Source organism: Candidatus Thermoplasmatota archaeon (assembly GCA_038884455.1).
GTDB lineage: Archaea > Thermoplasmatota > E2 > DHVEG-1 > DHVEG-1 > JAWABU01.
In genome coordinates this window covers 1-12,038 of record JAWABU010000049.1, presented here as the reverse complement: position 1 = coordinate 12,038, position 12,038 = coordinate 1, and the positions used below count along the sequence as shown (strand labels likewise).

The window sequence follows — 12,038 nt, the reverse complement described above, 5'->3', positions numbered from 1 at the left end:
ATGGTTTTGTTGAAAAAATCTGTAAAAAAGCTTGTTGAATTATGATTTTTTCTGTTTGCTGTGCGTGATTCTCACAGCAAAATGAGACGTTATGCTGAATTTATGGATTCATTTCGGGATGTAGCCAATAAAACAGTATTATTTATAGGTACCGACAATTTACTTCAAACTCAATTTTTATGTCTTAAATTCGTTTGAACCCTCGCGTGAAGAACTGTTTAATAGATAACGCCATTCGATCACGCCGATAAGAAAGCGGCATCGTTGTACCTTCTCCCCAGGTTTTCTTCTTTACGATCTCGGCAATAATAGTGTCTGCATCGATTGCTGTGGTATCAACAGTTGTGTAAGCGAAACCTGCATAGATCGGATCATGAGCATCACTCCCGCCCGTTCCTCCAAAAGCATATTTTCGAGCAAGGTGCGCAGTTTTCAGATTCGTTTTGGGCAGGCTGCAACCATTAAACACTTCGATAACTGATATTTTTGATTTAATTTTATTGAGTTTATCTTTTTTGATCCCAGACATATTCCGGAAAACGTGGGGAACAACAGGAATACCACCATGGTCAAGAATCAAATCAACGGTTTCTTCAACGGATTTATGCGCTGCAATCGAAGAAGTAACATTTAATGCAATCATATGACCATCAGTTGTTGAAATCTCAATTCCAGGAATAACAACGAAATCTTTGGGAGCAAGTTTTCGAGCTTGTAAACTTCCTTCGAGAGTATTGTGATCTGTTATTGCGATTCCCTGTAAACCTTTTTTTTGTACGTGATCAATCAGTTGTTGTGGTGTCCCACTCCCATCTTCTGAGTATTGCGAATGTACATGAAGATCAAGTTTTAACATACTTCCAACCGTTGAAGATACGTATACTTGAGAAGGAAACGCTATTTTAGTAACTTACGGTCAAGGCATATACTCAATAGATCCTGTTTCAAGAACAAACCACGAAAAAAAAGAAATACTTAAATAAATGATGGTATTTGCTGGATACTTGGGAGAGGCAAAATACATGTTCTATCCATCGATAAAAAATAAAAATCTCCATAAACCATTTGGCCAGTTGGAACTCGTCGATCATGAACTATTTTTCATCTGTGCCAACAGAAGAGACACATAACCTCTCTTCTTCTTTCTTCTTTTAATAGCTTACCTATAAGAAACTTATTTAAGGGTTAAAAAGATATACTTTTTGAAATTCGGGATATAAGTGGATGGAATGCATATGGATGATGTACAAGTCGGAATACATTTTACATCAGAAACAAAACGTATCAGCACAGGCATACCTGGCCTTGATGAGCTTATCCAAGGTGGTTTTCCACAAGGAAGTATCATCCTCGTATCTGGGACCCCAGGGACAGGAAAAACTATTGTATGTTTTCAATATATCAACGCAGGATTACAAAAAAATGAAAAATGTTTATATTTAACATCTGATGATCGCATTGAAAATCTCATTTATCAAGCTCATGAACTTGGGTTTGAATTTAGACATGCTATCGAGCAAGGTCAATTGAAATTTTTATATCTAAATCTTGATCGATGGGACATCCACAAAGAAATTGAAGAAGAGATACAGACACGGAAATATAATCGGGTTGTCCTTGATTCACTGACACCTCTAGCTGAAGTTCCTGTTTGGATTGTCAGTAAAGGTAACGAAATAATACCTGCACAGGGAACTGGCAATGAAACAGTTTATCCTGTGAACTCAATTCAAGCAACGCGGACCCATATCCGCCGGATTATGAGCATTCTTGCAGAAAAAGATTGTACCGTGATGGTGACCTCAGAAATTCCTGAAGGAACCCGACAATTATCTCGAGATAGTGTTTCTGAATTCCTTGTCGATGGAATACTGACGCTTGATCTCGACCCGACTATGGACCGTAGAAAACTTACCATTCGAAAAATGCGAGGGACAAAACATACGCTTAAACCGATGAACGTCGACATACGAAAAGGCGGCTTGACTCTCGTATAAAATCGATTTTTTTCCTGGTACGCAAAACGTAAAAACCATGACGAGTTTACCAGATACTGATGCTGAATAAAAACCAAGAAATGCTCTTTCAAACTTTTTTTGTTTCTCAAGAGGTTTGTAACTGCCCACTGGTAGTTGAAATGATAAAACTCGAAAAAAAGATTACTGAGAAAATAACTGACAAAGATGAACAATGGTGTATCAGTTGTAATTATGGAAAACGAATGCTCATCACAACTGATGATAAAGATAAAAACAATATAAAACAAGAAGATATCGTCGAAGTCGTTGATTATGATCCATTTAAAAATATAATCTTAGTAATAGGACGAAAAATTCCCTGCAAAGAAACCCCAATTCACTGGATGATTCAAAAAGCTCGACCAGATATTAATTTCATCGTAGAAATTTTTGATAAAAAAATCTATGAAAAAAATTGTACCAGATGTGTTATGACAAAAAAAGAAACAAAAGATAACACAATCGATCGAGTTAAAGATATCCTAAAACTGTTACAAAAACAAAAAACTGTTTTAATTAAAAATCAGGGAGTTATCATAACTGGTTTTAATCGAACAGAAATTGAAAAAATACTAGAACTGATCTAGGAGGAGTACGATATGAAAGTCGAAGGTCGTGAATATCGTTCAGTATGGTTTGAAAACAATCTCGTGAAATTTATCGATCAGCGAAAACTTCCATACTCCTTTGAGATTTTTACAGCAAAAACCGTTGATCATATCGCGTTTGCAATAAAAGATATGGTTGTCCGAGGAGCACCTGCGATTGGAGCGGCTGCGGCATACGGAATGGTTCTTGGTAAAAAAGAAGTTCATGAAACCGTTGAAAAACTGAGATCAACACGACCGACTGCGTATGATTTATTTTACGCTCTTGACTATATGAAAAAAAAAATTACTGCGGGTGAAAATGCTTGTGATGCAGCTGAACGCTATGTAGAAGACATTATTTCCCAATGTAAAAAAATCGGTGAATATGGGGAAAAAATAATTAAAGATGACATGCGGATTTTGACCCATTGTAACGCTGGTGCACTTGCAACTGTTGACTATGGAACTGCACTATCTCCTCTTCGATGTGCATATCGTAACGGAAAAAAACTTTTTATTTATGCAGATGAAACCCGCCCTCGGCTGCAAGGTCTTCTCACCGCTTGGGAATTAAAACAAGAAGGTATTCCCTGTATCGTCATTGCAGATAACGCAGCAGGTCATCTCATGCGAACAGGAGAGATAGATCTAGTTATCACCGGAGCTGATCGTATTGCAAAAAATGGCGATTTTGCTAACAAAATTGGAACCTATGAAAAAGCTGTACTTGCAAAAGAAAATAACATCCCTTTTTATGTTGCTGCACCAATGAGTACTTTTGACGGACATCTTGCCGACGGAAACAAAATTATCATAGAAGAACGAGAACAAAGAGAATTAGCAGAGGTACATGGAAAAACAATTTTTCCTCCATGGGTTACGGTAAGAAATCCTGCATTTGATGTTACACCAAGTAGGTATGTTACTGGTTTTATCACCGACAGAGGAATAAAGAAAGAATGAAAAAATACGTTACGATACTCCTCGAGATTGCTGATACAAACTAAGTACTTGATCAGTGCAGAATACAAACTCGTGCAGTACTCACCATTTTCTACTCTTAATGATGCCTGAAAAATATTTTTGTCGAAACAGTCGGTTAAAAGATATAAAAACGTTTATATGGCTGCTCGAGATTTGTTATTATAATGTACCTCTTTGGTTATAATATCCCTCCGTTACTGTTGATTCTCGGAGTCTTAATCGCTATAGCAATATGCTGGGTTATTTTTAAATTTGCAGCAAAGATCCTTCTGTTTTTAATCCTATTTTTTGTTATTTTAATAGGACTAGATATGTTTGGGGTTTTTACCTGGATCCAAGAAAAGATTCTTATAAATTTTTTATAAAAATTCATCGATTTGAGTTTTAAACTATATTACGCATCTCTTTTTAAGGTTAGGTCGTTAATTTCAATGATTAATTTTTGCAGATCGAACGGTTTAGTTATATAATCATAAATATATCCTTCCAAGCCATTCATTTTTTCATGCTCAATAGTACCATGAGCTGAAATAATTGTGATGATGATATCTTTATAGAGCTGTTTTTCGATAATCTGTCGGAGAGTATCCCATCCGTCCATAAATGGCATCTTGAGATCCATGAGGATAACGCCTTTGAAACCTCGTTGGAGCTCATCAATACAATCGGTACCACTATCTACCGTGAGAACTTCATAATCCTGTTGTTCGAAAACAGTTCGAAGGAAGATTAAAATATCAGGATCATCATCGACAATCATGATGCGTTTGTCCATAGAAATCTACCAATATCCTTAGCTATATGCTATACTTTAGCACTGTTAGTATTTAAATATAGCTCTCCATACTGTCAAAATGAAAAAATATCAAAAGATATCATTTGTTTTTAAATTGCACATCCCATAGAATATCGCTCAATTCAGCAATCTGTTCAGGAGTAATATTTTCGACACGTTCATCTAAAAACGCAACGTTTGGAGTAAAACAATAGTTCTGCTCAAGAATTGTTTTTATTTTTTTCCGTCGATACGAAAACAGCTGCCGAGTTAACTCAAAGAAAAAGGCTTCGTTTTTGAGGGAAAAAGCAGGTTTTTTTCGAGGAACAAGTTCAACAATACAACAGTCTACTTTAGGTTGTGGCGAAAAACACCGCTTAGGTACATCCTCAAGAATTCGACATAAGGAGGCATAATATACTCCTACAGTAAGTCGAGAATACTCTTTTGTACCGGGATGCGCAACCATACGTTGTGCAAAATCTTTTTGATAAATAAGAATAGCTTTTTCAAAAGGGTATTTAATAATTTTAAAGGTAAACGGTGATGAAATGTGAAACGGAAGATTTGCAACAATCTTATTAAAACGTGGAAGTGTTGATAAATCAAGCTTTAGAATATCGTTCTGGATAAGTTGTACGTTAGAAGGAAGATTTTTCTGTAATTCTAAAACGAGAATCGGATCAATCTCAACAGCAATTACTGATCCTGCCTGCTGAGCAAGTGCATAGGTTAAGGCCCCGCGACCAGCACCTATTTCAAGCACACAATCCCTTGATGAAAGCGTTGCATAGTCTAGTTCTCGCTGAACAACGTTATGATCAACAAGAAAATGCTGTCCAAGTTTTCGTCGAACCATAAAACAACATAGCTATCCTTGATGGTATTGATCCCCCTTTGATAAAGGAGGACGGGTAAAAATACGATATTTCTGTGTTGGATCGGTTAGTTCAAGTTCAATCCGTTTTGCAATCAGCTTATCAGGAGACCGAAGAAAATCAATACGTTCCTGCATTTCTTGAAAGGAAGTAAATGGTTTCTTTTTTCGCTCTTCAAGAATTTCAAGCATCATTTTTTTTCCAAGACCAGGCAAAAGCTCGAGGACATGAAAACGGGTTGAAATTGCAGCTGCTTCGTTGAAAAATTTAACAAATCGTTCCTCTGAGTGATGAACAATATCTAGAATAACATAAGGAAGTTCGCCATGGGCTGAACTCGGTAAACCTTCGTAATCTACTCGTCCTTTGATTTTTTCAATTTTTGTTCGAAGAACCGGATCTTTGCCAACGTATACCCGCTCACCGACAGTAAAAGTTGCATCTCGTTTTGGGATTAATTCCAGGAACGTAAATTGATTTTCTCCGATGCCGTAGACTACAGGTTTTCGTTTAAACGGTGGAACATCAGGTCTTCCTTTTGGCAAATAATCCAAAATATATACATAATCCTCCATGGTAGGCCTCCCCAACTTTTTATGCTTCTGAAATATATTTTTTTACAATATCAATAATTTTCTTACATTCAGCTTCGTTTGGCGTATATCGATCTTTTGCAAAAATTGCTTTCACATCTTCAACAGTTTTTGGTAAAAGATCTGCGATTTTATAGGCATGGACCTCTTCGATTTTCCCAAGTGAACGGAACTCTTTGATTAAATCTTTTGTTTGCTTCACTGACAATTGAACAAATTTTTCAGCATGTTCTAACGCAATGCGCTGTTCATAGATGAGATCTCTTCGTTCTGACTCAATCTTTTTAAGAATAGCCTTAACTTCAGCAAGAGAAACATATTTATTGATGTCGTCCGGCGTCATTTTATGGTACTCTCCCGAGATGTTCTGGTCGAACAAGCAAGGTCTTATGTTTTTTTCCAACGGTTATTCCAACAAGGTATGCATCTCCTTGCTGCCCTTCGATACGGCCAGTATATCCTTGGAATCGATGATGAGGCATACCCTTATGGACCGAAGGATCAATATCAACACTTACTCGATCTCCAGGAGCAAATTCTTGTAAGGCTCGAGTGATTGATGCTACTCCTTGATCTCGCGATTTTTTTTGGAGTTTATGTCTACTTTTACTTCTCAGTCCTTTTGATCTTACTACCATATCGTTCTACTCCCCCTTAACTTCTACAACGTTCAATTCTTTGACGATGCAGGGGATACCAAGCAAGTCGCTGATATTTGGTTGGGTTTGACCGTTATCACCGGATACAAGTTCTTTGATATAGGTTCCGGATTCTGCGGTTATCGTCAACCGGGCTATGACGCCCTCTACCGAGTCAACACTGCAGGTATATATCTTTTTTTCTCTAACCTTATGGGCTCGTCGATGAGCCACTCTGGTTGGTGTAAACTGTTTAATTGTAGTGCCCTGTAATAAACCAGTCACTTTTATAAGTTTTTCTTTTGAAAAAGGTTGAGCTCCCTGGATTACAATCTGGTATGTTTTCTGGAATTCGGCATCTTTGAGACGTATAATTTCCTGTTTATCAGAGTAGCGTAAATCACTGATTTCAAGATGATTTTTATTGGCTGAATTTATTTCTTGTTCGAGAATACTGAGTGATATCGTCCGAATTTTTGGGTTTTTTATTTCAAGAATAAACGGGCGGCCGTTGCCAAGCATGAGCGCGTCGATATCTTCACGTCCGCTACCATGAAAAGCAGTATCAGTACCCTGCGTCTTCTGAAGAATTGGAGCTGATATGAGTTCTTCGACGCTAGTTTGATACATTTTTCCTGTATACTGACAACGTCTGCATCCGATACCTTGGCAGACTCTGCAAGGCCATCGTGTTTGTGGTATTCCTCGTTCAAATTTTTTATATCTTCCGTAAAAATATATTGAAGTAATTTGAAGGGAAATAGAATAAAACACAGTATCAAGAATTACGGTGATATCTGGATCTTTGAAATCAACGATTTTGTTGAGTTTTAGTTCAAGTTTTTTTCCGATTTCTCGGTTGAGTTCCATTTTTATCGGTTCTTGATCGACAAACGGAAAAGTATTAAAAATTTCTTCTTCTCGCCGTTGGATGTCTTCATCAATTTTTGTTCCGATAAGAAATGTAGTGTATTCATAATCTTGTAAGGCATCTTGTACCAATCCTACAAAGTGAGGTATTTCTAAGATGAGTCCATGACAAAGCCAGCAGTTTTCTGGTGAGGTTGTTTTTGTATAGTGTATCATTTTTCGCAGTTCAATTCCTTTTTCAGCGTTTGTTTTTCCACGATATTGGTTTTTAAATTGTCTCCCTAGGCATGCATCACATAAAGTATAGGTGTGGAGCACCTCTAAGAGACTGTTTTGCAGGCTTGGTGTATCCATCGAAACCTTCGAACGTCATATGAGATTTAAAGATTTGGGGAGAAAGACGTGGTACAATCCGACCACAGTTGTACAATAAAAGATATAAAACAAAAAAATAAATAAGAGCATTAGGAGAAAATTATGATTTGTGACCAGTGTCGATCCAGGTTCGGCCGTATCGGTGTGGATTACTGGACTGCGCAAAGTGGGATATGTCCTGCATGTCTCCACGAAAACAGCATCCCCTCAGAAACAAAAACCATAAAAAACAAAAAACAACATAACTAAAAAAATATCTTTTTTTATTACCTCCATAGTTTTAGATAGATAAGCACTAAAAGAACACCAAGAATTACTGGTAAAAACCAGAATAAGTGATTGACTCCAGCGGCATAACCAAGAGTAAGAAAAAAACCGATACTGGTAAACACGGTAATTAAATCTCGATATTTCATATTCTCCTCAAAACCTCTTATCAGATACAGGGTTTATAAGATTTCTCTCTGCAAGAAATATCTTGTCTCTGGTGTGTTAACAAAATTTTTAATGAATGAATTGATACCCCCGAACAAAAAAGATTTGGAGAACAGGATGTTATGGTTGAAATAGCACCATTTAGAGCAATACTATACAATAAAGAAAAAGTGAAAAATCTCGACGACGTCATGTCACCACCATATGATATCATTTCTGAGGAGATGCAAATAAAATTATATGAAAAAAATCCGTACAATTATGTTAAGATCATCCTTGGAAAACAATTTCCCGATGACACCGAAACCAATAATCGATATACTCGTGCTCAACAGCTTTTTGCAAAATGGCAACATGATGGTGTCTTTATTCAATCCGATAAACCTGCGATATATCCATATAAAATAACGTTTGATGTCGCTGATGAAACCAAAACATTCAATGGTTTTTTCGTCATTCTCAAACTTGATCCGACATATACGCTAGTCAAAGCACATGAAAAAACCTTGTCAAAACCAAAAGCAGATCGATTACAGCTCATGCGTGCCTGTAATGCTCATCTCGAACCAATAGAACTTCTCTATATCGACAAAAAAGACGATATCCGAAAATTAATTGATGAAAATATTCATAAAAATAAACCATTCATCAATGTTCATGGTTATGATGGTTTTCATCATAAGCTTTGGCGAATCGAAGATGAAAAAATAATTCAAAAGATCGTTGAAAAATTAAAAAAAGAACCACTGTATATTGCTGATGGGCATCATCGATATCAAACAGCACTTAATTATGCACAAGAGCAAAAAGAAAAAACAAAAAATACCTCGCCGGATGCACCGTTTAATTACCAGATGGTTGTCCTTGCAAATATGTATGATGATGGGCTTGCGATTCTTCCAACCCACCGGCTGATAAAAATGCCAAATTTTAATTTGCAAACCTTGTTAAAAAAACTTGAACCTTTTTTTGTCGTTGAAGAAAAAACAGTTGATGCAGAAAAAAATGCTTCGGAACTTGGCGATACTATTATGAAAAGTATTAAAACAGAAAGAGAACATAAATTCGCGTTATATCATAAAAAGAAATACTATATACTTACCTTGAAATCAGAAGCAATTATGGACACACTTGCTGCTGATCATTCAAAAACCTGGAGAACTCTTGATGTCTCAATTTTACATAAGGTTGTCTTAGAAAAAACCATGGGTATTACTGAGCGCAACCTTGAAGATCATGTAAAATACACCCGATCAAACAGTGAAGCTGTCGATCTTGTCGATAAAGGCAGATTCGATCTTTCATTTCTGATCAATGCAACAAAAATCGAACAGCTTCAAGCAATTGCTGATGCTAGCGAGCATATGCCACAGAAGTCAACATATTTCCTGCCAAAGATGCTTTCTGGCCTAGTCATTTATTCTATGGATAAAAAATGAGATTTAAAGATGAGGATTCCAAATCATGAACGTATATTAGTACTACCCCTGATGCTATATCATCATTTTGGAATATTGCCAACAAATCTTTATATAGGTTTAACAGAAGAGCAGTATATGGTGAGGAAGGGAAAAAATATTTTTTTCTTCATATTTTCCCCCTACCTTCCTCCCGTTTCTTTTTCATGTAAAGTTTGAACGTAAAGGGCCCGAACCGGGATTTGAACCCGGCACAAGGGATCCACAGTCCCGTATGTTACCAGGCTACACTATTCGGGCCATATGAAAAACAGGAGAGGCAATACTTCAAGAAATACTTATAGTTTACCAACCATATTTTCAAAAAAATGTTTCGGTTTTTTTATTTGGTTCTTTTGTAGCTTTGCAATGCTCTATAAATACAATATATAAGACCGCCGTAGATAACAAGAGATCCAAAAACAAGCATAATAATTGCTGAAAGTTCTAGGCCGATACTGCTTCACCTCGTTTTTTGGTTTTTGTTATCTTTGAAAAAAGTACTGCAAGAATACCGCTTCCAAAAAGTGGAAAAACGCCCCCTAACATAAGCACCCACCACGGGCAGGACTCATAAGGATTAATAATCTCAGTGACCAATGCACTAATAAGAAGAATAATGAGAATACCTGGAATAATATAGCAGATGAGAATATCCCACCAGCATCCAAGCTGTAGTTCAGATGTTGTATTGGCATGGTTACGGAGTGTTGAAATCTTGTACATCCATCCAACAATAGCACATTCAAGAAGACCAACAAGAACTAAACCAAAATGTGCTATGAAATGATCAACAAGTTTGAGCCAATGGATTCCACTGCTGGTGATAAAAAGTAGGCTTGCACAGAAACCAAACAAGCAAAGAAGAGCAGTACTCTTTGCTTTTGATAATCTCCATTTGGTACTAACTGCAGATATTGAGGGTTCGAGCATAGAAAATGCTGAATCAATGCCAAAACTCAGAAGTGCGAGATAAAAGATAAAACCAAAGAACGCTGCAGCAACTGGGAACAACGAAATAGCAGTAGGATAGGTGATAAAGGTGAGATTTGGGCCAGCAAGATTGTTACTTAATGCATCAATTGTGGTTCCTTGTGAGAACGCAAGGTATCCAACAATGCTAAAGACGGCAAAACCAGCGATAAAAGAAGTTCCCGCATCAGCAAGTGCAACAATACAAGCATTATTGGTGATGTCTGATTTTTTTTCAGAAAACTTGCATAGGTGATCATAATTCCTTGAGCAAGGCTAAGGGAAAAAAATACTTGTGCATAAGCGGCAAGCCAAACCGAAGGATCTCCAAGTCGTGAAAAATCAGGAATAAGATAATAGTTGAGTCCATCAATAGCACCGGGGAGAGTTAGTCCGCGGATAGTGAGTATACCAAGTAGTATCCATGGGAGTGGTACAGTGAGTAATACTATTTTTCCAATACGGTGAACACCTTTGTATAAAATCAGAAAAATGAAAACCCATATGATGATAAGGCTCAAGAAGACAGGAATGCTTGGTACACCAAGAATCACAGGACCACCTGAATCACCAAGATACATGGTAAAAAAGGTTGAACTCTGATTGCCCCATCGGAGATCAATTGCATAAATCATATAGGAAAAACACCATGCCATGACTACAACATAATACAAGGAAATGAGGAAAGGTATGAAGGTTGTCCACCAGCCGATCCATTCGTATTTTTTTCCTATTTTTTTAAATGCTTCTGGTGCTGAACAGCCCATTTTATGACCTAATGAAAATTCAAGGATGAGCAGTGGTATTCCAGCGGTAAATAATGCGACGAAGTAGGGTATGAGAAAAGCTCCACCGCCATAAGTATAACAAATATAGGGGAAACGCCAGATATTTCCAAGTCCTACTGCTGATCCGATACTTGCAAGAATAAAAGCGGTTCGTGAGTTCCAAAAATCTTGTTTGGTTATGTTTTCTACCAAGATATTGTAGGAGTAAATATTTTATAAATATATGCGGATGAATATAAATAATGGTTTTTCGAATGAGAGCAGGAAAAGCCAAAAATTTAATACTCTGACAAACTTCTTAGGGTTCTTCATCGCAGGGGTCGCCAAGCTTGGTCAACGGCGCAAGATTCAGAGTCTTGTCCTTAGTGGTTCGAGGGTTCAAATCCCTTCCCCTGCACTATTTTTAGGAATCATTTAAATAAAAATATTTCTTCTGTTGAATGATTATAATTGAGGCTTAATTTGATAGATGCAGGGATAAATAAGTAAATTTATTTTTACAAATAGTAAAGTTTAAATAACAAAATGTAATATATAATAGACCTCTTGCGAAATAGCAATTTTTAACCCCTAGCATATATATTCTACATCGGATGGGATGTAGAGATGCTGACCTATGAAAAATTATCAAGAAAGCCCGGGATGTTCCACACATTCACCGGGCT

General features: G+C 36.9%; 14 protein-coding genes, 2 tRNA genes and 1 pseudogene. 6 read left to right on the top strand and 11 right to left on the bottom strand.

Annotation, left to right across the window (positions count from 1 at the left end; genetic code table 11):
- Positions 1–184: 184 nt before the first annotated feature.
- The gene (locus QXL17_07865; GenBank protein MEM4259043.1) at positions 185–856 is read right to left on the bottom strand and encodes a CehA/McbA family metallohydrolase; all 672 of its coding nucleotides are present in this window, start codon (positions 854–856) and stop codon (positions 185–187) included.
- A 379-nt stretch (positions 857–1,235) separates the two neighbouring features.
- Between QXL17_07865 and QXL17_07860 the strand changes: the two genes are divergently transcribed.
- From QXL17_07860 to mtnA, 3 genes are read left to right on the top strand one after another with little or no spacing between them, the layout of a single operon-like run.
- Positions 1,236–1,997, top strand: a complete 762-nt coding sequence (locus tag QXL17_07860) for an ATPase domain-containing protein (protein ID MEM4259042.1) — start codon at positions 1,236–1,238, stop codon at positions 1,995–1,997.
- 59 nt (positions 1,998–2,056) lie between these two features.
- Complete coding sequence (locus QXL17_07855; GenBank protein ID MEM4259041.1) at positions 2,057–2,605, top strand: class II aldolase/adducin family protein; 549 nt, start codon at positions 2,057–2,059, stop codon at positions 2,603–2,605.
- 12 nt (positions 2,606–2,617) lie between these two features.
- On the top strand, positions 2,618–3,571 hold the full coding sequence (mtnA, locus tag QXL17_07850; protein MEM4259040.1) for an S-methyl-5-thioribose-1-phosphate isomerase: 954 nt from the start codon (positions 2,618–2,620) through the stop codon (positions 3,569–3,571).
- A 415-nt stretch (positions 3,572–3,986) separates the two neighbouring features.
- Here mtnA and QXL17_07845 read toward each other — a convergent pair whose 3' ends face one another.
- From QXL17_07845 to QXL17_07820, 6 genes are all read right to left on the bottom strand, one after another.
- Entirely contained in the window at positions 3,987–4,367 is a 381-nt protein-coding gene (locus QXL17_07845; protein ID MEM4259039.1) for a response regulator, read from the bottom strand.
- 100 nt (positions 4,368–4,467) lie between these two features.
- Positions 4,468–5,226 carry a 16S rRNA (adenine(1518)-N(6)/adenine(1519)-N(6))-dimethyltransferase RsmA gene (gene rsmA / locus QXL17_07840; GenBank protein MEM4259038.1) on the bottom strand — a complete coding sequence of 253 codons (759 nt, stop codon included), beginning with the start codon at positions 5,224–5,226 and terminating at the stop codon, positions 4,468–4,470.
- A 12-nt stretch (positions 5,227–5,238) separates the two neighbouring features.
- Complete coding sequence (locus QXL17_07835) at positions 5,239–5,820, bottom strand: DUF655 domain-containing protein (GenBank protein MEM4259037.1); 582 nt, start codon at positions 5,818–5,820, stop codon at positions 5,239–5,241.
- 19 nt (positions 5,821–5,839) lie between these two features.
- Positions 5,840–6,181 (bottom strand): RNA polymerase Rpb4 family protein, encoded by a 342-nt coding sequence (locus tag QXL17_07830; GenBank protein MEM4259036.1) that lies wholly within the window; start codon positions 6,179–6,181, stop codon positions 5,840–5,842.
- Between the two features lies 1 nt (position 6,182).
- Positions 6,183–6,476, bottom strand: coding sequence for a 50S ribosomal protein L21e (locus tag QXL17_07825; GenBank protein MEM4259035.1), 294 nt, complete (start codon positions 6,474–6,476; stop codon positions 6,183–6,185).
- 6 nt (positions 6,477–6,482) lie between these two features.
- Positions 6,483–7,700 carry a tRNA pseudouridine(54/55) synthase Pus10 gene (locus QXL17_07820; protein MEM4259034.1) on the bottom strand — a complete coding sequence of 406 codons (1,218 nt, stop codon included), beginning with the start codon at positions 7,698–7,700 and terminating at the stop codon, positions 6,483–6,485.
- 123 nt (positions 7,701–7,823) lie between these two features.
- Between QXL17_07820 and QXL17_07815 the strand changes: the two genes are divergently transcribed.
- Positions 7,824–7,970 (top strand): hypothetical protein, encoded by a 147-nt coding sequence (locus QXL17_07815; protein ID MEM4259033.1) that lies wholly within the window; start codon positions 7,824–7,826, stop codon positions 7,968–7,970.
- A 17-nt stretch (positions 7,971–7,987) separates the two neighbouring features.
- On the opposite strand, the gene QXL17_07810 is transcribed toward QXL17_07815, so the two are convergent.
- Positions 7,988–8,137, bottom strand: a complete 150-nt coding sequence (locus QXL17_07810) for a hypothetical protein (protein MEM4259032.1) — start codon at positions 8,135–8,137, stop codon at positions 7,988–7,990.
- Between the two features lie 141 nt (positions 8,138–8,278).
- On the opposite strand from QXL17_07810, the gene QXL17_07805 reads away from it, so the two are divergent.
- Positions 8,279–9,595 (top strand): DUF1015 domain-containing protein, encoded by a 1,317-nt coding sequence (locus QXL17_07805; protein MEM4259031.1) that lies wholly within the window; start codon positions 8,279–8,281, stop codon positions 9,593–9,595.
- Between the two features lie 206 nt (positions 9,596–9,801).
- Here the strand turns inward: QXL17_07805 and QXL17_07800 are convergent.
- From QXL17_07800 to QXL17_07790, 3 genes and pseudogenes are all read right to left on the bottom strand, one after another.
- Positions 9,802–9,874: transfer RNA gene (locus tag QXL17_07800), tRNA-His, on the bottom strand.
- Between the two features lie 82 nt (positions 9,875–9,956).
- Positions 9,957–10,046 carry a MetS family NSS transporter small subunit gene (locus tag QXL17_07795; GenBank protein ID MEM4259030.1) on the bottom strand — a complete coding sequence of 30 codons (90 nt, stop codon included), beginning with the start codon at positions 10,044–10,046 and terminating at the stop codon, positions 9,957–9,959.
- Positions 10,047–10,060: 14 nt separating this feature from the next.
- Positions 10,061–11,565: pseudogene (locus QXL17_07790) on the bottom strand (sodium-dependent transporter).
- A 121-nt stretch (positions 11,566–11,686) separates the two neighbouring features.
- Here QXL17_07790 and QXL17_07785 point away from each other — a divergent pair.
- Positions 11,687–11,770: transfer RNA gene (locus QXL17_07785), tRNA-Leu, on the top strand.
- Positions 11,771–12,038 lie beyond the last annotated feature (268 nt).